This is a genomic window from Cellulosilyticum sp. WCF-2, assembly GCF_003990395.1.
GTDB classification, from domain to species: domain Bacteria; phylum Bacillota; class Clostridia; order Lachnospirales; family Cellulosilyticaceae; genus Cellulosilyticum; species Cellulosilyticum lentocellum.
Genome location: NZ_CP034675.1, coordinates 1,599,635 through 1,620,833, shown reverse-complemented (window position 1 = coordinate 1,620,833; position 21,199 = coordinate 1,599,635). Strand labels below are relative to the sequence as shown.

The window sequence follows — 21,199 nt, the reverse complement described above, 5'->3', positions numbered from 1 at the left end:
TTTATGTTAACATATGAAAACGGTTTGTGCAACCGTTTTCATTAAATTAATTAAAAGATTCACGTTCTATCAGCTTGGTTTCAATAATAGCATGCATATGATCCTTTATATAACCCTCTAATTGTTCTACTAGCAACTTAGCAGCTGCATACCCCAATCTTTCTCCATAGATTTCTACAGACGCTAAAGCTGGTTTTTGATAAGCCGCTAACATAGTATTATTAAATCCCACCAAAGCCTTAACCTCTCTCCCTATTTTGTTTAAATAGTCATTTACGCCTACTGCTATCAAATCATCCGTAGCAATAATGGCTGTAGGTGATTCTTTTATAAGTAAATCCATTGCCTCTTTTCCTGTTTGCTCATTAAAGGCTTCTCCATGATAAACCAACTTTTCTTCATAAGATATGTTGTGAACTTCTAGTGCTCTTTTATAACCTTCAAGACGATCTTTAGATACAGTCCATTTCTGCTTTGCTCCTACAAAAGCAATTTTTTTATGTCCCTTCTTAATCATCGCTTCTGCTATTTCATAAGTAGCTCCAAAGTTATCATTATCCACCCATAGCACAGATGTTTCACGTCCCGGACGCCCTATAACTACAAAAGGAAATCCACTTTCTCTTAATTTCTTAATTGTTTTATCATTTACCTCTGATTTCAAAATAATAATCCCATCTACAATACCATTTTGACTAAATTCATCTATATTACGTTCCTCTTCTTCTTCCTTTCCAAAGGCATACATTAGAAAATAATGTTTTTCTTGAGCATACATACTAATCCCTTGCATCATTTGAATAAAAATAGGATTACCAAAGGATACACTAGCATCCATAGGTAAAATAACACCTATAGTCTTGGTTTGATTTCTAGCTAGGTTTCTTGCCATCACATTAGGCTTATACCCCAAGCGTTCAATAACTTCTTTAACCTTTAATCTTGTTTCTTCACTAATCCGTTCATTATTAGACAGTACCCTTGATACTGTTGCTTTTGATACCCCTGCTTCGCGAGCCACATCATTAATTGTCACCTTCATAAAATAGTCCTCTCTTACCTTTTCTCTTATTTTGATTATATCGTAATTTATAAGACCTATCCAATAGAATATATTTAACTTCCTTGGCATTATGCTCTTTTCCTTTTAATACCATGCCTATAATTGTCTACTTTTTCTTGTTTCATCTTTTATTGTATATTATAATCCTGTTGTTATGTTAACTAAAGGAGACTAATTTATGAGTAAATTAATTAAATGTAAAACTTGTACTACAGAAATGGCTTCATCTGCTACCACCTGTCCAAAATGTGGTGCAAAAAATAAACAACCTATTTATAAAAAATGGTGGTTTTATGTAGTTATTATTCTAATAATTGGAGCTTTAGCTGGTACCACAGAAGATACACTATCTTCAGATGCTACTAACAAACCTAATACTGAAAATCCAGTTACCACTCCAGAGAATACTACTGCAAGTGCTACTCCAGAATCAACGCCAACACCTGTAGATAAAAATCCTGCTATTAAAGCTGGAACTTATAAAATAGGTGCTGAACTTCCTGCTGGCGAATATTTATTTATTGCAGATTCTATGGGTTACATGGAAATCACTTCTGATTCTACAGGTAGCTTTGATAGCATCATTGCTAATGATACAGTTACTAGTCATCGCTATATTACTGTAAAAGATGGTGAATATCTAAAATTACAAGGTGGTAAAGCTTATGCTTTAGCTGATGCTCCAAGTATCGTGCCTGAAAATGGATTATATCAAGATGGTATGTATAAAGTAGGAACAGATATTCCTGCTGGAGAGTATAAAGTGATGCTTACTTCTAGTATAGGATATATTGAAGTAACTTCTGGAAGTAGAGGCGTGTTTGATGAAATCGTAACAAATGATGCCCCAACAGGAGATACTTATATTACCGTTACTGAAGGTCAATATTTAAAATTACAAGGTGTTGAAATTCAAAAATAATTAATTAGTCTTATATAGATTAATAAACAAAAAGGTATTGTACTTATAATAAATGTACAATACCTTTTTTGTATTTCATTTCTATATTAATAATTAGCCTAACCTCAAATTTTGAGCAAAAAAAATACACCAAGTTGGGGGACTCGGTGTAAAAAATAGAGTTTTGTAAGGGTTTGCTATTTGGATGAATAATGCTACTTTATGTGTTTAGGGGAGTTTCGAGTTTAGGGGAATAAAGTAACATTACTTCCATATGTAATCGTTTATTCGATTACTGTTCCGTTCGTATATAAGAATAACATCATTTCTTGTCTATTTTACCTCTAATTTGTAAACAATATGTGAATAAATCAGATTTTGTGAATTTTTTGTTACTTAAAATTTAATAGAAATAAGATTTCTATAATCTTCAATTGTGCCGTCATTTAAACAACATTCAATAATCTCTCTACCTAATGGATTTAAGTCAGGAGATAAATATTTTTTAAGTTCTTCTTTAAAGAAATCACCTAAAATAGTTGCTCCTTTATCATAGCCTTCAATTCCTATTTCAGGTTGTAATTCTGTACGAAGCAATACTTTTGGTACATGTGTACCGTCTACTCTTAAATTTTCAAGAGAGTAGCCTAGAAGTGGACATCTTGACTCTATTAATTGCTCTTCTCTAAATTGTACACTGCCTCGTCTTGCTAAGTAATCACGAGCAATCCATTGAGACATGAAACCTACTTCATAAGCGCCAATATGCTGGTTAGGAATAAGAATATATCTTGTATCTGGTGTTGCTAAAATTTGCTCTAATAGTAAATTAGCTTGATCTACTCTTCTTCCTGTAGCAAATGGCCAATAAGATCCTACACCTTCACTCTTCATACCACCATCACTATCTAGAATACTTGGGTTAGCATGGCCTCTTGGTGCAACAAGACGCCAAATCCAAGCAAGTGCTGGAGGAAGGATATGGAACATACCCATAATACCATAAGTAGGTTCTTCTTTTGTACAAAGAGGTGCACGTACACCAAAGCTACGAATATCTACTTCTGCTGGACCATCTTCTACATTTGGCACAAAAGCTCTAGGCATAATAATGCGTGGGTTAGGACAAGGTTTTCCAAGTTCTTCATCTATTGTATGTTCCCAAATTAAGCAAGTTGAATCTGGTGTTGCATTCATATTTAAGAACACAAGTGGTGTCTTAGGATGGATACACATTTTTTCATAATAAGGGTCTGTCCCATATTCAGTAATATGATTAACACGAAGGAACCAACCTTCTTCTCCATCAATAACCACAAGCTTTTTGCTATCATTTTGAATACTTGGATGACACATAGCCATATCATCTGTTACTGGTCTAAGTTCACATTTTGCACTAATATTAACATAGCTGCTGTCACCTGTTACCATGTTAGTTGCAAGACGTACGCGTCCTTCTGCATCTTTATGCATTTGCTCAGCCATCTCACTCTTACCACCGCCACTAGCACCTTCGTGCATAATAGTAAGTACATTTTCATATGGCGTAATAACTTTTACAGTTGAAGCATGAAGTGTTACCCATCCTTCTCTTTCACCGATATCTAAAAGGACACTATAAACACCCTTTTTAGCACTTGGGCCTGGATAAAGGTTATATGCAAATACTTCATGTAAGTTATCTAAACGATTATGTACAACAACTTGTTTACCATCAAAATGCGTATGTCTAAATGGTGGTGCTACATAAACAATAGCTCTTGGTGTGAAACCATCTCTTATCTCTTCTGCTGGAATAAAAGCTTGAAGGTCAGAAAGTGCTGTAGCAAAGAAAGCAGCATTGCGTGGTCCTATCATAAGAGCTTCATACCCCATTTTGCTGCCACCTGCTAAAAATGGCATTACTATAAGGTCTTGTTCATTAAGCCATTCGAAAGTTTCTTCTCTAACGCCTTCAAAATCCATACCAAACTCATCTTTATATCTTCTTTTATCTGTTGGTTTATGATCTCCAATCACCATTGAGTTTGGATCACGTCTTCTCATGTACATATCTTTATAATTAACTGATATACCATTTTTGCAACGTACTACATCCGCTTCTACTACAGGTCCTTTTCCTTTTACATTATAAGCAACTTGAAAGGTTTTCTGATATTTTTCACCTAGCGAAAGCTCTAAAAGTTGTTCTCTAGATGACGGTACAATAATATTATCTTTCTCATTTAATAGATTTTCCACTTCTTGTGGCAGGTTCATTTTTTCCCAAGTTTTCATCTGCTTCATCTCCAGTATAAATTTTTTAATGTTTTTATATAAATAGATACAAATAAATCCTTACTTATTTTTTCTTGCATTTTTCCTATCTCTACCATCATACAATATTTAATTTTAAGAGTAAATAAAATACAAGAAAAAAATTTTTAGTTTACTTATTATTTTTTATAATTTCACTTATAAATTGCGTATTTTTGTATTATATTATAATTTATTCTGTATATTTATCTTAAAATTATTTTTATTCATTAATGTTTATGTTTTTGTAATTTCATGTTAAGAATTCCATATGTATACAAAAAAAGACCATTGTAATAAATACAATGATCTTTTTCATCTTAATGCGATTGGGGGGACTCGAACCCCCAAGCCCGTTACAGGCACTAGATCCTTAGTCTAGCGCGTATGCCAATTCCGCCACAATCGCATTTTTCAATATTAATATTTTCAGGACAGATACTATTATACCTAAACCTATTACATATGTCAACACTTATTTTTTATATAGCCTATAAACTCAATCTTCTCTATGCAAAAACCCCTCTTTTAACAAGTAGTTAAAAGAAGGGTTTTTCTACTGCGATTGGGGGGACTCGAACCCCCAAGCCCGTTACAGGCACTAGATCCTTAGTCTAGCGCGTATGCCAATTCCGCCACAATCGCATTTATATCTGCCTTATCTCTTAAGACAAGACATATTATATCTAATACATTGGCATATGTCAACTCTTTTATCCATTCATTATTTATTTAAACAGATAATAGTACTTTTTTGATTTTTTATAGTATAATTGTCTTGTATTTTTCTAAATTATCTATTTTTTAAAGGAGTGAGCTATTTGATTTGTAAAAACTGTGGTGCGAATAACCCTGCAGACGTTGTTACCTGTCCCTACTGTGGTACAGTAGATGATCAGGCTTTAATGGAAGTCAAAAAAATAGAACAGCAGGAAAAATTGCAAGCCCATTTAACCGCTAATAGTGACGAAATGATTACAAAAAAGGCTTCTAAAGTCTTTGGTCGTCTTACTATTGCTATTTGTGCTGTACTTAGTGTTATTATGATTGTGTTTGGTATAGTAACCTATTCTTGTGAACACCAAGAGGAATGGTATAGAAAATCACAAGTATCAGGCGCTAATTATAAAGCTAATTTAGAACGAATTAGCAACTATCTTGATAACAAACAGTATAGCCGCGCTCTTGCACTTGTTTATGCTACTTCTCCAGATTATAGTTCTCTTGATTATTATCCAGACTTTTATAAAGAACTTTTTATGATTGACTCCTACGCTTATTTTATATATGATATCCAAAACTATATTACTTATGATGACTCTTTATCTAGTATCGAACTCTCTACTTTTAAGTTAGAATATGCTAAAGATGTATATGATACTACTCCTACTAATGAACGCTGTGCTGCTATTAAAGAAGAGCTTAGTGAAAGTCTTGATTTATATCTAAGATATTATTATCGTCTAACAGCTGAAGAATTAGAAGAATTAAAAGAGATTCCTAATATCGAACAATTTCAAATAGAAGGTACGACTCACTTTGAAAATATCATTCAAGAAAGGATGGCTGAATATGAAAAAAACAACTAATCCTTTAAAATACATTATCATCATCATTACTTTTGTTATCATTTTTGTCGTAGTAATGATTAATCTCTATACTAAATATAAGGAAGTAGCTAGCCGATATGAATATAATTCTATTGCTAGTAGATTGAAAATGCTAGAATGGGATAAGGAAGATGGCTATCTTAAAAATGTAGCTAATAAGCTTTACATAGACCAAAACTTTGAATCAGATTTTGATGAATATTGGGAGTTTGCAACAATAGAATCTTGCTATTTACAGGGCTTAACTTTAAAAAGGGCTATTGCAGAGGGGGACACCTCTAGACGTACTCAACTAGACTTTTGTATTCAGAAGATTTCTGACTATGTTTCTACGGTAAATGATCAAAAGCTGAAAAACAATGCTAAAAGTTTTCTAAAATCACTTACTAATAATTAGCATATTATTCCTTAAGTGCTTAAGACTAATTCATTTTAATTATTCTTAGGTACTTTATTTAATTTTTCTTAAGATTTCTGTTGGATTTTTTAATACTTTATATGTTCTTTTTAAATCTATAGTATGCTAAAATTGAACCATTATCTGCGGAGGTATAGTCATGAAAAACTTTTGGAAAAACAATTCTTATTTAAAAGTTTCTTTATACGCTATTATGGTCGTAGTGGTGTCTATTCTTTTTTATCGTATTTCTTCTAATACAGATAATATTGCACCCTCGATTTTAGCTTTCTTTAAAGGAATTATTAGTATTATCGCCCCAATCTTATATGGATTACTCATTGCTTATTTATTTAATCCTATAATGATTTTCTTTGAAAATTATTTTATTAAATGGTTTAAACCTTCTACTGTGAATCAGAAAAAAGCCATTCGTAGCATTTCAATTGTGGCTGTTTACATTTGTATTATAGGTACTGTTATCCTTATGTTCCGTTATCTTGTGCCACAAATCACAGAAAATATTAAAGATCTTTCTGTGGCCTTACCTGATTATGCTAATAACTTAGAAGAGAAAATTAATGCCCTTGAAAAATCCGTTAATCAAAGTATCTCTGGCTTACCTTATCAGTTAGATACTTCTCAAGTTTTTACGATGATTGATCCTGCTAAATACCTTAACACTGACTTTCTTGGAAATATCGTAAGTAATTTAATGGGACAAGCTATGAGCATTGTTTCTTCCTTATTTAACTGGGTTATGGGACTTGTGATCGCTTTTTATGTACTTATGCAAAAAGAGTCATTTTCTTATGGTACTAAACGTCTATGCTATACTCTTCTTAGCCGTCAAAAAGCTGATAAACTTATTGCTGTCTTTTCAGAAGGACATGAAATCTTTATTAAATTCTTTGTAGGTAAATTTATCGATTCCTTTATTATTGGTGCCATTTGTTTTGTAGGCCTATCTATTCTAGATAATCCTTATGCGATTCTATTGTCCTTCATTGTAGGTGTACTTAATATGATTCCTTACTTTGGACCACTATTAGGCGCTATTCCTGCTGTTATCATTACACTTTTTACTGGTTTTATGCCAGCTGTTGTCGTCGGTATTTTTATTTTCCTTCTTCAACAATTTGACGGACTTGTATTAGGTCCAAAAATCTTAGGCGATTCTATCGGACTAAGTCCATTTTGGATTATCTCAGGTATCTTAATAGGTGGTGCACTTTGGGGCCCTCTAGGTATGTTCTTCGCTTCTCCTATTATCGCTGTACTCCTTAAGAACCTTAATCGCTATATGGACCGTGTATTAAGCCAGAAGGATGTTCATCTAGACCCCATTCCTGTAGATACTCCATTGCCTTCTGAGGAGAAGCCTGTAAAAGTAGGTAAAAATAAAACTAAATAGATGAAACTAAGCAAATAAAATATAATAAATAAAAACGCTGATTTCCTTACATAAGGAACATCAGCGTTTTATTTACTATGCTATTTATTTTAAAGCATACTATTGATTTTTTGTTCTAAAACTGTTTTTGGAACAGCACCTACTACTTGATCTACTACTTCACCATTTTTAATGAAAAGAATCGTTGGAATGCTCATAATATTGTATTTAGAAGCAGTTCCACGATTTTCATCTGTATTCACTTTCCCAATACGTACTTTTCCTTCATAATCGCCTGCTAACTCATCAATAACTGGAGCCATCATTTTACATGGTCCACACCAATCAGCGTAGAAATCTACTACTACTGGAATTGAAGATTCAAGTGCATCTGTTTTAAAATTATCATCTGTAAATTTATATGCCATATTTATTTCCTCCTTATAGACGTATATATATGTCTAGTTGATTTTTATACTATAATATAAGGTTAGTTTATTATATCTTGTCATTAAATGCAACATATAATTATTCTTAGTTAGTATATCTTACTTTTCATATTCTATGCATGAGAGGAGAAAAAAACTTTTTTAATATATCGTCATTATAATTGATTACTGACGTGGATTAACTGCTTCTAGGCGGTTAATCGTGAAGCCTAGCTCTGAGAATTTTTTTTCGTATTCTGTCATAATGTTATCTTCCATGCCACTGTTATGAAGGTCCAAAGTTACATTTTTCATAAGCCAGCCACTAACTGAAAATTCTTCGATTGAAAAAGCAAAAAGGCCTTTGTTATCTGTTTTAAAGTGGATTTCTCCCTCTTTTTTTAGAATATCAGCATATTTTTCGAGAAAACCTCTGTAAGTTAACCTTCTATTAGCATGTCTTGTTTTTGGCCATGGATCAGAGAAATTAAGGTATAGACGTTCTACCTCTCCTATTTCAAAAATTTCTTTACAATTACTAACATCAAAATATAAGAATCTTAAATTACTTGGGGTTTCTTCTGATAAATTTGCTTTTTTACATGCTTTATACACGACTGTCTCTGCTCTTTCAGCTGCAATATAATTAATGTGTGGATTTCTTTTGGCTAGTTCTGTAATAAAACCGCCTTTTCCACATCCAAATTCAACATGAATAGGGTTATTATTGCCAAATACTTCATGCCATTTTCCTCTAAAGCTTTCAGGATTTAATACAACTCTTTCATCTTGTGCTAAATACTCAGGTGCTCTATTATCTCTTCTTAAGCGCATGGGTTATTCCTTCCTCTTCTATATGAAACTCACCAGTATCATGATTTTTCGTTTTTGTCATACTTAACTATTATAATAAGTCCATGACTTAAAAGCAATATATCTAAATTTGGTAGGTCTCTGAGGAACATCTCTTTTGAACTCTCTCATTTAGTGAAAGTAATTTTCCCCTCTTGATAGCTTACTTTATATCCTAAATTTTCACCTACAAAACGTATAGGTAAATACGCTGAGCCTTTATAAAGTTCTACTTTAGCTCCCTCTATTGTTAATACGGTTTCGCCATTTTTAACTGCCTTATTGTAATATAAGGGAAGCTCTAAGGTCACAGCGCCTGAATCAATATAAGCCACCTTATGCTGCGGAGCATATGATACACTAATACCCAATGCATTTCCTAATGCACGAACCGGTAAAAAGGTCTTTCCTTCTACACTCATAATAGGTGCGCTTAACTCTATTTTTTTATTTCCTAAATAGAAATCCACCTCTGGAAAAGTCATTTTACTTGCGTCTGATACTTGCTTCTTTTCTGTACTCATTATTTTTTGTACTGCTTCGCTTAGTTTGTATTCCTTCTCTTCTGCCCCTAGAATCGTTCCTTGAAATAATGTTACTCCCAATAAAATTACACCTAACTTTTTTAACCGCATGCTTTTTCCCCCTTTAATATAAATCATAGATGTCCTTTTTCTTCCGATCACTAAAAAATTAATAATAAAGCATTTTATTATTAGCCTGTACTTTTTTATTTTATCATACACTAAATATTCTGTTAATAACAATTAACAGTTTTCATGAATATCCTATCTACTTGCCTTTCTGCTGTCTCTCTCTTTTTCCATGAGCTTTTGTATCAAATAAGAAAAAAACTATCACACAATATCGTAATCGTGTGATAGTCTTAGTGCATTTTACTCTTTCACCTTTACTGTGGCATTGTACCACTTACGACTGCATCATTGTAAAGTACAACAGCCCCATTACTGTAAGAGTAATCATTACTTTGGTCAAAGTTTGACCAATTCGTATTTGTTAATCGCCCTTCTATTTCCAGAGTATCTCCTACTTCTAGGTCATATCCAACCTTTTCGAAAGTTAGCTCTAAATACGTGTCAGCACCATTAACAGGTGTATCTAAGTTAACAACTTTATAAGTTATATCACTTGTTAACGCTGCATACCAAGGTGCTTTATTAAAGGTCATGCTTGCATGGTCACAGAAATAGGTTTGCCCCACATTCCCCTCTTTAGTGAAATAGTAACGTACACTTAAAGCCGCTAAATCAACTGACTCACCTTCTGTATTTTTCATTATTATTTTTCGACCTATTGTGTTGCTAGTAATTGACTCACTTCCTTGCATTTTAAAACTAAAACCTTCTAAGTCACTTACCACTACTGGTAATTTAATTTGCATTGTTACAGGCTTACCTTCTTTTTCCTCTCCATTTGCTAAGGTAGCAACTGCTTTAAATGTTACTGTTAAGTTACCACTAGCTCCGCCTTTAGATGGCGTATTATAAAGCGTTGTATAGGTTAGTCCACTGCCTTCTCCTAGCTTTTCATTATTAGCATAAATAGCAATCTTCGTCACAGCTTCATTTTCACTAACGGCTGTCACTGGTATACTTACACTTCCTTTAGTAGCATCCACTATACTTCCTTCTGCAGGCTCTATAAGTTTTACAACAAGGGCTTCTGGCATGCGATATACAACAGTTATAGTAACAGGCTTACTTGTGATTGTTGTACCATTTGCCAAATGAGCTTTTGCACTAAAAGCAATTTTCCTTTGTTCAACGTTAGAGATATTATCTGCCACATAATCAAAAGTATATGGTGCATTTTGAACTTCTCCAATTTGAATACCATCTGCATAATAAGCAATACTTGTAACAGATTCTTCTCCAGCACCAACAATTGCTTCTAATGTAATAGGCTTTTCTCCTTCTATGTAGCTTATTGTACTACCTTCAACAGGTGTATTAATACTCACATTATAACTTGTAGGCTCTTTGCCAAATACTTTCTCACCATTTAAATAAACAGGCACATACTCTGTAAGTACTTCTACCTTTGTTAAACCTTCATGACTCCAGTCATTTGTAAAATCCCAATGTACCTTATACTGACTATCTTGAGCTGGCACAAGGCCAAAATGAATTTCACGATTACCATGAAAACTATTTTGAGACCAGTCTAATTCTATATAAGCAATATTTTTTTCCTCATCCCACATAAAAGGTCCATTGATATTGGTTTTAACACCATCCACAATACTTGCTTGGTCATACATTACTTGCACTGATAATTCTTTTAAACTTTGCCCTGCCTCTACCATCTCAGAAATATCAAAGAAATACCTAGCTTTTAGTCCACTTTCAAAACTTGGTGGGCAGCTGGTATCATTATGAATTTTCACTGTTATTTGAGAACGCTCACTATTTTCTTGTTCAATCTTTGCTGTAGCATAAAATGGACGTTCATCTTTTTCCTCCGGTGGAAAGTTTTCTAGAGGTGCTTGTCCTTTTCCATAAAGCTCATAAAGTCCGGCAAGGGCACCTACAAAACCTGCATTATAATCGATTGCCACTTCATTATAGACATAGTCTGTAATATCATCTTTATGATAATCTTCTCCATCTGGTCCACCTACTAAAGCACCCCAAAGTGTATGTCTCTCTACTACGGGCTCAAGCATACTATTGGTTAATGAACCATGTGCTGCGCGGTGGTGTGGATAAATAGCAGAGATATCAGAGTATCCTACTTCATAACAGCGGTTCATCGGATTATCTCCTAATAAATAGTCCATTTGTGATTTACACCACTTAGTAAAATCACTATTGGCTTTATACTTATTATAAACAAGTGCACATAGTTGAGCTGTTGTTTCATACCTTGCAGATCCCCAAGTGCTTACTACCTTATAGCCTGCTGGTGTACTTGCCATGTAAGTGGTATCATTAGGATTTTCATGTGGCACACCTGACCAGTATTCAATATTCCATCTAAAAAAGTACCAATGCTCAGGATTATTGGTAAGTGGTGCTAATTTAGCAAACACACCTCCCCAAACCGTATCCCACGAATGTACCCAAATATTTTGCCAAGTACTTGAGGTTGTACTAATAATACGACTCATATAGCCTGTATAAGCGCCATTTGCATCTACAGCTGTAATATCCGTAAGATAAGATTTATCTCCCGTAGCAATGCTTAGCCATACAGCTGCCCAAGACATCTCATCCTCATCATAGCTTGAATTATAAAATCCTCCTGAAAAACCAAGTCCTCTATTTTCTTTTGCAAATTCATAGAGTGCCTCGGCTGTTTCTAAGCTTTTCTCTGCATAAACAGGGTCAGAATCCTTAAAGTTTAAGTAGTTAATAGCAAGTGAAGCTGCTGCTCCTGCACATTGGTCACTAGCAGGTGTCTGTGCTGATGCAAAAAAGGCCGGTCTGGCTGTTTTTTGAAGTTCAGGTGGTCCCCAATAATTATGGTCTGTTGTACCATCTCCTACTTGATAAGCAAAAGCAACAACTTCACCCTCACTATTTTTAAAGGTACAACGCATAAAATAATCATTAAACCATCTTAAAATACTTTCAATATGCTCCTTCTCTCCAATTGCTACATAAGACTCTTTAAATTCATAGTACCCCCACCCTAATGTAGAGCCAGAATAACTTTGAGGTAATCCAAATTTTACATGATCTCCTGCATCATGAAAACCACCACTTAGGTCTACAGTGCCATCTCCATCAGGATCTAAAGCCTCCTTATTTTGTTTAATGAAACTGGCTGATAGATTAGTTCCCATGCCTGTCACATCATCTTTGGGTACTAAGGGAACAAACTTGTCCTCTGTATGACAATCTCCACGCCAAGTTAATTCCCCTTCACCTACACCGGACCCACATTTGTTTGCATCATAGAAATACATGGATTTTTGGAAAGCTTCAGCATAGTTAAAGGGTGGTTCTACAGGGCCTGCAATAATAGGCATACTAACACCTAGATTGAGTACCATAGAAGTTGCCATTAAGCTGACCATAATTTTTTTATACCTTTTGTTCATAAAACTCCCTCCTTTGTATTTTCTAAATATTTTGTACTTTAATCCTATCACTGCTACCTTTACTGTAAATATATTTTGTATACTATGTAAAATATCTACACTTATTGTGTAAGTTTGTAAAATAAAAAAGTAGTATAACTAAAAGGTCTCTGAGAAATATGCCTCTCGATGACCTTTAGTTATACTACTTCTACTCTCTCATTCATTTAATCTATCCCTAATCTTCATTCCAAATCTCATTACTACTCTAAATATTATCCTTTATTCTCCCAGCATCCACAAGATTGCTATCTCTAAGTACTCATTCCAGAACTTCCAGTCATGCACACCTTGGCTTTCTTTATAAGTTACATTCACCCCTTCTGCTTTTAAGAAATGATGAAAAGCTCTGTTTTCTCTTATTAAAAAGTCTTCTGTTCCACAAGCCATAAAGATAGGTTGAATCATTTCTCCCTTTTTCTTTCTTTCCTTCACTAGATATTCTGGATTATTTACACTTCTTTCTAACTGATTTAAATCTCCAAAAGTATTTACATAATAATCATAATCAGCTTTAGCATCTCTAAAACCTTCTTTTTTATTTTTAATATTATGTATGATGAGAGCTGATGATAAACCAAACATCTTTCCAAAGTTCTCTGGATATTGAAGCCCTGTATGGATTGCACCAAAGCCCCCCATAGATAAACCACCAATAAAGGTATCTTCCTTTTGATTAGATAGCCCAAAAGTTTTTCTAATATAGGTCACTAATTCTTGACCTGTAAACTGTCCATAGGCCCTTCCTGTTCCTTTTCCATCTAAATAAAAGCTATTTTCTCCAGAGGGCATGACTATTGCAAGGTTATATTTGATTGCCATCTCCTGGGCCAGACTTCCCAACATCCAATCTACAGTGTTCCCTGAAAAGCCATGAAGTAAATACAAGGTTTTAGTTGCTCTTTCATAATGCTTATTACCCTGTATCATTCCTGATGGTACATCATTAGGTAAAATGACATGAATTGTATTACTCCTCATAAGTGAGTTTGAAAAAAAGTTGACTTGTAGTAATGCCACAATCTTACTCCTCTCATTCGTGAATTTTATAAGGCTAATCTTTTATCTATGGTAGCACATGGATATAGGACTGTCTTATTAAGCATTTCGGCTTATAGTGATTATTCATTAAGGCCATTTCATTTGATTTAGCCCAACAAATGATATATTAATAAGGAATATGCTTTTAGTGGGACAGTCCCATAGATCTATCAGCTCATCAGCTATATACTTTTTATAATGTCACCTGCAAATTGCATTAAATAAGGCGCTGCTGCTTCTCCATATGCTTCAACTATTTTTACAATGGCACTACCTACAATAATGCCATCAGCATAGTCTTTTAATAAAGTCGCTTGTTCTTTGGTAGAGATGCCAAAACCTAAGGCAGTTGGTATAGTGCAGTGCTCTTTAATATTTTCAAAAAAGCTTCCTAAATCAGTTTCTATGCTTTCTCTCGTACCTGTTACACCCAGAGAAGAAACACAGTATAAGAAACCTGTAGCCGTTTCACATATGGCCTTTATACGTTCTCCCGAAGTAGGTGCCACTAAAGCGATTAAATCTACTCCGTTTGCTTTTGCATAGCTATTAAACTCTTCCTTTTCTTCTAAAGGCACATCTGGAATAATAATGCCATCCACGCCTACTTCCTGACATCTCTTAAAGAAGCTCTCTATTCCGTAGTGATGAATGGTATTCGCATACATTAAAAATACCAGTGGAATCTTCGTTTTTTCTCTTACTCTTTCTACTAGTTCAAAAACAGCTTCTAAACTAAAACCCTTTGCCATAGCCCTTAAATTAGCTCTTTGAATGACTGGACCATCTGCTACTGGATCTGAAAAAGGAATACCAAGCTCAATAAGGGTACTTCCTGCTTTCTCTAAGGCATAGATAAATGCCTCTGTTGCTTCTATATGTGGGTCACCTGCTGTAATAAAAGGAATAAAAGCCTTTTTTCCTTCTTCATGCTTTTTATCAAATGCAGCTTGTATATTACTCATGTACATCTACCCCCTTATATCTAGCAATAGCGGCTACATCCTTGTCGCCTCTTCCTGAAACATTGACTACAATGGTTTGATCCTTGCTCATGGTACCTGCTATTTTCATGGCATAAGCTATAGCATGAGAGCTTTCAATAGCCGGAATAATACCCTCTGTTTTTGAAAGATATTCAAAAGCAGCTACTGCTTCTTCATCAGTGGCAGGAACATAGGAAGCTCTTCCAGTATCAAAAAGATAAGCATGCTCTGGTCCAATCCCTGGATAATCAAGTCCTGCTGAAATGGAATACACAGGTGCAATACTGCCTTCCTCTGTTTGTAAGAAATAAGATTTCATGCCATGAAAAATGCCTACTTCACCCTTACTTAAGGTAGCTGCATGTTCTGTGGTATGAATACCATGCCCTGCTGCTTCTACACCTATAAGTTTTACTTCTTTATTGGGAATAAATTCATAAAAAGCGCCCATTGCATTACTGCCTCCACCTACACAAGCAATCACCACATCTGGTAATTTGCCTTCTGCTTCTAGCATCTGACTCTTCATTTCTTTACCTATAATACTTTGAAAATCTCTTACCATTTCTGGATAAGGATGAGGCCCCATAACAGAACCAATACAATAAAAGGTATCTTCTACTGTCCTGGTCCAATCTTGAAGTGCTGCATTAACTGCATCTTTTAAGGTTCTAGTGCCCGTTAAAACCGGTGTTACCTTAGCACCTAGAAGCTCCATACGAAATACATTAAGTGCCTGTCTAATGGTATCTTCTTCCCCCATAAACACCTCACAACTCATTCCCATAAGTGCTGCTGCTGTGGCTGTGGCTACGCCATGTTGACCTGCGCCTGTTTCTGCAATAATACGTTTTTTACCCATACGTTTTGCTAATAACACTTGGCCTAACACATTATTAATTTTATGAGACCCTGTATGATTGAGGTCCTCTCTCTTTAAATAAATCTTAGCACCACCTAAGTCCTTTGTCATCTTCTCTGCATAATAAAGTAAAGAAGGTCTACCCGTATACTTTGCAAAAAGTTCCTCTAGCTCTCTATTAAAAGCTTCATCTTCTTTATAATAGGCATAAGCTTCCTCTAATTCCTTCACAGCACTCATCAATGTCTCTGGGATATATTGTCCTCCGTAAATGCCATATCTACCTGTTTCTTTCATATCATTCTCACCCCATTTGATTCTTATTTTATTTTTTAATTTCTTTCATTACGCTTCATAAGCTCTATATTTTTGTATCAATTCACTCACTTTTATAGCATCTTTTACCCCATTAGTTTCTACACCACTGCTGACATCAATGGCAAACGGTTTCCATTTACAAGCTTCTTCTATATTATGAAGTCCTATCCCTCCAGCTAAGAAGTAAGACCTTTCAACTACCTCCAATAACTTCCAATCGAAGCTCTTGCCACTACCGCCATAAAGTCCTTCCTGATACGTATCAAAAAGTAGATAATCTGCCGTCACTTCTTGAATAAAAGGTAACAAATGCTTTAATTGCTTTTCATCCTTAATTCTCATAGCCTTAATCACGGGGATACTCACTTGCTGCTTTAGTTCCTTGATCATTTCTAAGGACTCGTCTCCATGAAGCTGAATGACATCAATAACCTTATCCTCGGCATACTGACCTATTACCTCAAGGCTTTCATTCACAAAAACTCCAACAGCCAAAATCGAAGGATTGAGTAATGCTTTTAGCTTCTTAGCTACCTCGTAATTAACCCGCCTTTTGCTAGGAGCCAAAATAAATCCCACATAATCAGGCCCATACTTATTCACAATTTTTACATCATTTTCAGACTTTAATCCACAAATTTTAATTTTACTCACATTTCTATCCCCTCTTGTTTCTCTCGTTGTGTCTAATAAGCTCCTTTAAATAGCTGTAGTTTCTCCACTCTATTAGGCGCAGTCATCAAACTTTCTCCTATTAATGCTGCATCACAGCCTATTTCTTTTAATAAAGCCATATCCTGAGTTGTATGAATGCCACTTTCAGCTACAAATACTTTGTCTTTAGGTACTAAAGCTCTTAGCTTAATAGAGGTTTCTAAACTTACTTCAAAGGTCCGTAAGTTTCTATTATTAACCCCTATTATCTCTGCCCCGGCTACTAACGCTATATCTACTTCCCTTTCATCATGGGTTTCTACGAGTGTTTGTAAATTCAAACTCTTAGCTAAGCTTAAATAACTCCTAAGCTGAGTTTCAGATAAAGCAGCTACAATAAGTAAGATAGCATCTGCTCCTATTGATTTTGCTTCATAGATTTGCCACTCATCAATAATGAAATCTTTTCTAAGAATAGGAAGTCTCACCTTTTCCTTAATAGTTGTCAAATAACGATTATCTCCCTGAAAATACTTAGGCTCAGTGAGTACTGATATAGCAGATGCACCTCCTATTTCATAGTCTTTAGCAATAGTTAGATAATCAAACTCCTGACATATTAAACCTTTAGAAGGAGAGGCTTTTTTTACTTCAGCAATAATATGGATGGACCTTTCATCTTCTCTTTTTAGTGCTTTCTTAAAATCCAAAGTAGCAAAGTTTTGAAACTCTATATCCCCCATTAACTGCGAAGTAGAATAGCGTTCTTTAAGTGCTGCTACTGCCCTTTTTCTATCCGCTATAATTTGATCTAGTATCATATGGCCTCCTTCACGAAGCTTTGTGTTGCTTTAATGAAAGCTTCTAATTTCTCCATAGCCTTGCCACTATCAATAAGCTCCTCTGCTAAGCTAATGCAGCTTTTCAAATCTTGATTTTCTAAAGCAGTATAAAGTGCCACACCTGCATTTAAAGCAACCATATCTCTTTTGGGTCCCTTTTCACCCTTTAAAATACTAAGGGCAATTGCCTTATTTTCCTCTGCCCCGCCCCCTGTTACTTCACTTAAAGGTGCTACGCTAAGCCCTAGACTTATTGGGTCAATGCTATAGCATGTAAGCTTCCCCTCTCTTACTTCACACACCTTAGTCTTACCGCTAATAGAGACTTCATCTACCCCATCTTCACCATGAACTACCATAGCTCTTTTCACTCCTAGGTTAAATAGCACCTTTGCCATAGGTTCTACTAAAGCCTCATCATAAACCCCCATCACTTGAAGATTGGCATAAGCCGGATTAGCTAAAGGCCCTAAGATATTGAAGATTGTTCTAACCCCTAAATCCTTCCGGGTCTTAGCCACATACTTCATGGCACTGTGATAAACTGGTGCAAACATGAAACAAATACCTATTTCTTTTAATACCTCTTCATTTTGTTCTTTGGTTAAGTCTAATTTCACGCCTAAGGCTTCTAGTACATCTGCACTACCACATTTACTAGAAACACTGCGATTTCCATGCTTAGCTACCTGAATACCTGCTGCTGCTACCACTAAGGAAGCTACCGTAGACACATTAAAGGTATTTGTACAATCTCCTCCTGTCCCTACAATATCAATAAGATTACCTTCTCCCTTCAGCTGCAAACACTTTTCTCTCATACCTTTGGCACTGCCTGTAATCTCTTCTATGGTTTCTCCTTTCATACGAAGAGCAGTTAAATAGCTTCCTATTTGTGCTTCTGAAGCTTCTCCACTCATAATCCAATCCATTGCTAAAGTGGCTTCTTCGATGCTTAAGTTTTTACCTTCTAACACTTTTTTTGCTATTTCATTCATAAACTACACCTCCAAAAAGTTTTTGATTATTTTTTTACCTTCAGGCGTTAAGATGGACTCTGGGTGAAACTGAAGTCCAAAGGTTGGATGACTTTCATGTTTAAGAGCCATAATAGCTCCTTCTTTATCCTCTGCTACTACAACAAGTTCTTTTGGCAAGCTCTTTCTCTCCACAATAAGGGAATGATATCTACCAACTAGAAGCTCCTCCGGTAATTCACTAAAAAGCTTACAGCTCTGATCCACCTCAATATAACTGGTTTTACCATGTAAGATTTCTTTTGCTCTCATTACCTTCCCACCAAAAGCTTCTCCTATAGCTTGATGTCCAAGACATACCCCTAAGATAGGTACCTTCCCACTAAAATACTTAATCGCCTCTAAAGAAATGCCTGCGTCTTTAGGATACTTAGGTCCCGGAGAGATGACTAAATGACTAGGCTTTAACTTTTCTATTTCAGAAAGCGTGATCTCGTCATTTCTAAAAACTTTTATATCTTCATTCATGCTTCCTATAAGCTGATAAAGGTTATAAGTAAAGCTATCATAATTATCAATCATTAAAATCATAAAATCTCCCTCACCTTCTTCATGGCTTCTAATACGGCTGCTCCTTTATTAACACTTTCCTCATATTCCTTTTCTGGAATGGAATCTAGTACAATACCACCACCTGCTTGAATATAAGCATAACCGTCTTTTTTCACAACTGTACGAATAGCAATGCATGTATCTAAATTACCATCGTAGCCAATATAGCCAATAGCGCCTCCATAAACACCTCTTCTTGATTCTTCTAGCTCTTCAATAATCTCCATAGCCCTTACTTTAGGTGCTCCTGACAAAGTCCCTGCTGGTAAGATGGAACGAATCGCATCTATGCTTGTTAAACCTTTCTTAAGCTTTCCTTGAACCGTACTGGTGATATGAGTCACATGAGAGAACTTTTTAAGCACCATATAATCTATAACTTCTACAGTATTAAATTCACTAATGCGTCCTAGATCATTTCTAGCCAAATCCACTAACATGTTGTGTTCAGCTAATTCTTTAGTGTCTTTTAATAGTTCTTCATCTAACAATGCATCCTCTTCTGGGGTCTTACCTCTGGGTCTTGTTCCTGCAATAGGCATGGTAGTCACTACACTACCTTGCACTTTTACTAAGGTTTCTGGTGAAGCCCCTGCCAGCTGCAGATCATCGAACTGCATTAAATACATATAAGGTGAGGGGTTAATGGTCCTAAGTACCCTATAAACATCAAATAAATTACTTTCTAGTTTTGCTTTGAAAACCTGTGAGAGAACAACTTGAAAAATATCTCCATTGCGAATGTATTCTTTGGCTTTTTCTACACGTTTCATAAAAGCTTCTTTGCTGGTGTTACTTTCAAAGCTTAACTCTTCTTCAAATTGCACCTTTCTACGTTTAGTCGGTCTACTAATGAACTCTGCTAATTCTTCTAACCTTCTTTTACCTTCACTATAAGCTTCCTCTATAGCTCCACTCTTAGTATCTACGTTGAAAATAAGAATGAGTTTTTGTTTAAAGTGATCAAAAGCAATGATCTCATCGAAAAACATAAGTTTCATATCAGCAGCCTGAAGTTCGTCTTTATTACTTAACTTCAGCTTCTCTACATATTTCACAGTTTCATAGCCAAAGTAGCCTACCGCACCGCCTGTAAAAGGTGGCAAACCTTCTAGCTTTGGTGCTTTATAGCCTTCTAAAATCCCCTTTAATACCTTCAAAGGATTTTCCTCACTACAGCTCACTTTCTCTCTAGTCACATAAAAGCTTTTACCATCCTTTACGAAAAAATTGGCTTTTGGATTGCAACCAATAAAGGTGTATCTAGCAATCTTTTCGCCGCCCTCGATGCTTTCTAACATAAAATAACGATCATACTCTTCCTTAATCCTACTGAGTATTGCAATAGGCGTTTGAAAATCCATATACATCTCTAAACGAATAGGGATTTTGTTATACTTCTTGGCTAAAGCCTTTACTTCTTCTAAACTTGGTTTAAATATGTCCGGTCTTTTTAATTGGGTTTCGCTCATTATTACTCCTCCTTTTCGTTCATAACCTTAATCACTGGCTTTTTTTGGGGTTTGCATTGATTATCAAATCAAATATAAACTAGGAATAATGGCCTCTTATGAGAGAGAAGTAAGCCTGTAAACCAAATAAAAAACGCCCATCCTGGATGAAAAATCATCAAGGATGAGCGTATAGTTAGTCTATGCCCACGGTACCACCTTGCTTCGTATGAAAAAATCATACGCACTTATGCAGAATGCCATCACATTCCTCACCCGTAACGGAGGTGCATCGTCATAAGATACTTAGAGACTTGCTCTTTTCATTATGCCCTCAGGAGTCCATTTGTCTAATTCGTTTACTGCTAGGTTTCCACCACCCCTAGCTCTCTGGAAGTTCGTGATTAGTTTT

At 35.2% G+C, this 21,199-nt stretch carries 18 protein-coding genes, 2 tRNA genes and 1 other annotated feature (1 of these 21 only partly in view); of the genes, 4 read left to right on the top strand and 16 right to left on the bottom strand.

Annotated elements, in window-relative coordinates; all coding sequences use genetic code 11:
• Positions 1-46 precede the first annotated feature (46 nt).
• Positions 47-1,042, bottom strand: coding sequence for a LacI family DNA-binding transcriptional regulator (locus EKH84_RS06975; protein WP_127065740.1), 996 nt, complete (start codon positions 1,040-1,042; stop codon positions 47-49).
• Positions 1,043-1,241: 199 nt separating this feature from the next.
• Between EKH84_RS06975 and EKH84_RS06970 the strand changes: the two genes are divergently transcribed.
• The gene (locus tag EKH84_RS06970; protein WP_127065739.1) at positions 1,242-1,985 is read left to right on the top strand and encodes a zinc ribbon domain-containing protein; all 744 of its coding nucleotides are present in this window, start codon (positions 1,242-1,244) and stop codon (positions 1,983-1,985) included.
• Positions 1,986-2,360: 375 nt separating this feature from the next.
• On the opposite strand, the gene EKH84_RS06965 is transcribed toward EKH84_RS06970, so the two are convergent.
• From EKH84_RS06965 to EKH84_RS06955, 3 genes are all read right to left on the bottom strand, one after another.
• Positions 2,361-4,241, bottom strand: a complete 1,881-nt coding sequence (locus EKH84_RS06965; protein WP_127065738.1) for a DUF4914 family protein — start codon at positions 4,239-4,241, stop codon at positions 2,361-2,363.
• Positions 4,242-4,583: 342 nt separating this feature from the next.
• A tRNA-Leu gene (locus tag EKH84_RS06960) sits at positions 4,584-4,668 on the bottom strand.
• A gap of 151 nt (positions 4,669-4,819) precedes the next feature.
• Positions 4,820-4,904 (bottom strand) — tRNA-Leu (locus EKH84_RS06955).
• 176 nt (positions 4,905-5,080) lie between these two features.
• Between EKH84_RS06955 and EKH84_RS06950 the strand changes: the two genes are divergently transcribed.
• The 3 genes from EKH84_RS06950 to EKH84_RS06940 all read left to right on the top strand — a co-directional run bounded on the left by EKH84_RS06950 (position 5,081) and on the right by EKH84_RS06940 (position 7,680).
• Positions 5,081-5,848: a zinc-ribbon domain-containing protein gene (locus EKH84_RS06950; RefSeq protein WP_190283519.1), complete on the top strand. Its 768-nt coding sequence runs from the start codon at positions 5,081-5,083 to the stop codon at positions 5,846-5,848.
• The gene (locus EKH84_RS06945) at positions 5,832-6,266 is read left to right on the top strand and encodes a hypothetical protein (RefSeq protein ID WP_127065736.1); all 435 of its coding nucleotides are present in this window, start codon (positions 5,832-5,834) and stop codon (positions 6,264-6,266) included. Before EKH84_RS06950 ends, EKH84_RS06945 begins: the two co-directional genes overlap by 17 nt.
• Before the next feature lie 160 nt (positions 6,267-6,426).
• Positions 6,427-7,680, top strand: coding sequence for an AI-2E family transporter (locus tag EKH84_RS06940; protein ID WP_127065735.1), 1,254 nt, complete (start codon positions 6,427-6,429; stop codon positions 7,678-7,680).
• An 89-nt stretch (positions 7,681-7,769) separates the two neighbouring features.
• Here EKH84_RS06940 and trxA read toward each other — a convergent pair whose 3' ends face one another.
• The 12 genes from trxA to trpE form a co-directional block, all read right to left on the bottom strand.
• The gene (gene trxA, locus EKH84_RS06935; protein ID WP_127065734.1) at positions 7,770-8,087 is read right to left on the bottom strand and encodes a thioredoxin; all 318 of its coding nucleotides are present in this window, start codon (positions 8,085-8,087) and stop codon (positions 7,770-7,772) included.
• 186 nt (positions 8,088-8,273) lie between these two features.
• Positions 8,274-8,921 (bottom strand): tRNA (guanosine(46)-N7)-methyltransferase TrmB, encoded by a 648-nt coding sequence (trmB, locus tag EKH84_RS06930; protein WP_127065733.1) that lies wholly within the window; start codon positions 8,919-8,921, stop codon positions 8,274-8,276.
• A 146-nt stretch (positions 8,922-9,067) separates the two neighbouring features.
• On the bottom strand, positions 9,068-9,574 hold the full coding sequence (locus tag EKH84_RS06925) for a stalk domain-containing protein (RefSeq protein WP_190283518.1): 507 nt from the start codon (positions 9,572-9,574) through the stop codon (positions 9,068-9,070).
• Positions 9,575-9,849: 275 nt separating this feature from the next.
• Complete coding sequence (locus EKH84_RS06920; RefSeq protein ID WP_127065731.1) at positions 9,850-13,005, bottom strand: glycoside hydrolase family 9 protein; 3,156 nt, start codon at positions 13,003-13,005, stop codon at positions 9,850-9,852.
• 261 nt (positions 13,006-13,266) lie between these two features.
• Positions 13,267-14,064, bottom strand: coding sequence for an alpha/beta hydrolase (locus EKH84_RS06915; RefSeq protein ID WP_127065730.1), 798 nt, complete (start codon positions 14,062-14,064; stop codon positions 13,267-13,269).
• 203 nt (positions 14,065-14,267) lie between these two features.
• Complete coding sequence (trpA, locus tag EKH84_RS06910) at positions 14,268-15,050, bottom strand: tryptophan synthase subunit alpha (RefSeq protein WP_127065729.1); 783 nt, start codon at positions 15,048-15,050, stop codon at positions 14,268-14,270.
• On the bottom strand, positions 15,043-16,230 hold the full coding sequence (gene trpB / locus EKH84_RS06905; RefSeq protein WP_127065728.1) for a tryptophan synthase subunit beta: 1,188 nt from the start codon (positions 16,228-16,230) through the stop codon (positions 15,043-15,045). The genes trpA and trpB overlap by 8 nt, the downstream gene beginning before the upstream one ends.
• Positions 16,231-16,278: 48 nt before the next feature.
• Entirely contained in the window at positions 16,279-16,905 is a 627-nt protein-coding gene (locus EKH84_RS06900; RefSeq protein ID WP_127065727.1) for a phosphoribosylanthranilate isomerase, read from the bottom strand.
• 32 nt (positions 16,906-16,937) lie between these two features.
• Complete coding sequence (gene trpC, locus EKH84_RS06895; protein ID WP_127065726.1) at positions 16,938-17,726, bottom strand: indole-3-glycerol phosphate synthase TrpC; 789 nt, start codon at positions 17,724-17,726, stop codon at positions 16,938-16,940.
• Positions 17,723-18,745: an anthranilate phosphoribosyltransferase gene (trpD, locus tag EKH84_RS06890; RefSeq protein WP_127065725.1), complete on the bottom strand. Its 1,023-nt coding sequence runs from the start codon at positions 18,743-18,745 to the stop codon at positions 17,723-17,725. Before trpD ends, trpC begins: the two co-directional genes overlap by 4 nt.
• A gap of 3 nt (positions 18,746-18,748) precedes the next feature.
• Positions 18,749-19,315, bottom strand: a complete 567-nt coding sequence (locus tag EKH84_RS06885; RefSeq protein ID WP_127065724.1) for an anthranilate synthase component II — start codon at positions 19,313-19,315, stop codon at positions 18,749-18,751.
• Positions 19,312-20,808 carry an anthranilate synthase component I gene (gene trpE, locus EKH84_RS06880; RefSeq protein WP_190283517.1) on the bottom strand — a complete coding sequence of 499 codons (1,497 nt, stop codon included), beginning with the start codon at positions 20,806-20,808 and terminating at the stop codon, positions 19,312-19,314. Before trpE ends, EKH84_RS06885 begins: the two co-directional genes overlap by 4 nt.
• A 156-nt stretch (positions 20,809-20,964) precedes the next feature.
• Positions 20,965-21,199, bottom strand: a binding site (T-box leader) (it continues 22 nt past the right edge of the window).

What these genes read in the sequence shown, in the direction of transcription:
- EKH84_RS06885 (WP_127065724.1), bottom strand. Translation starts at nt 19,315, where the DNA reads ATGATTTTAATGATTGATAATTATGATAGCTTTACTTATAACCTTTAT.
- trpC (WP_127065726.1), bottom strand. Translation starts at nt 17,726, where the DNA reads ATGATACTAGATCAAATTATAGCGGATAGAAAAAGGGCAGTAGCAGCA.
- EKH84_RS06925 (WP_190283518.1), bottom strand. Translation starts at nt 9,574, where the DNA reads ATGCGGTTAAAAAAGTTAGGTGTAATTTTATTGGGAGTAACATTATTT.
- trpD (WP_127065725.1), bottom strand. Translation starts at nt 18,745, where the DNA reads ATGAATGAAATAGCAAAAAAAGTGTTAGAAGGTAAAAACTTAAGCATC.
- EKH84_RS06970 (WP_127065739.1), top strand. Translation starts at nt 1,242, where the DNA reads ATGAGTAAATTAATTAAATGTAAAACTTGTACTACAGAAATGGCTTCA.
- EKH84_RS06945 (WP_127065736.1), top strand. Translation starts at nt 5,832, where the DNA reads ATGAAAAAAACAACTAATCCTTTAAAATACATTATCATCATCATTACT.
- EKH84_RS06940 (WP_127065735.1), top strand. Translation starts at nt 6,427, where the DNA reads ATGAAAAACTTTTGGAAAAACAATTCTTATTTAAAAGTTTCTTTATAC.
- EKH84_RS06920 (WP_127065731.1), bottom strand. Translation starts at nt 13,005, where the DNA reads ATGAACAAAAGGTATAAAAAAATTATGGTCAGCTTAATGGCAACTTCT.
- trpB (WP_127065728.1), bottom strand. Translation starts at nt 16,230, where the DNA reads ATGAAAGAAACAGGTAGATATGGCATTTACGGAGGACAATATATCCCA.
- EKH84_RS06975 (WP_127065740.1), bottom strand. Translation starts at nt 1,042, where the DNA reads ATGAAGGTGACAATTAATGATGTGGCTCGCGAAGCAGGGGTATCAAAA.
- trpE (WP_190283517.1), bottom strand. Translation starts at nt 20,808, where the DNA reads ATGAGCGAAACCCAATTAAAAAGACCGGACATATTTAAACCAAGTTTA.
- trpA (WP_127065729.1), bottom strand. Translation starts at nt 15,050, where the DNA reads ATGAGTAATATACAAGCTGCATTTGATAAAAAGCATGAAGAAGGAAAA.
- trmB (WP_127065733.1), bottom strand. Translation starts at nt 8,921, where the DNA reads ATGCGCTTAAGAAGAGATAATAGAGCACCTGAGTATTTAGCACAAGAT.
- EKH84_RS06965 (WP_127065738.1), bottom strand. Translation starts at nt 4,241, where the DNA reads ATGAAAACTTGGGAAAAAATGAACCTGCCACAAGAAGTGGAAAATCTA.
- trxA (WP_127065734.1), bottom strand. Translation starts at nt 8,087, where the DNA reads ATGGCATATAAATTTACAGATGATAATTTTAAAACAGATGCACTTGAA.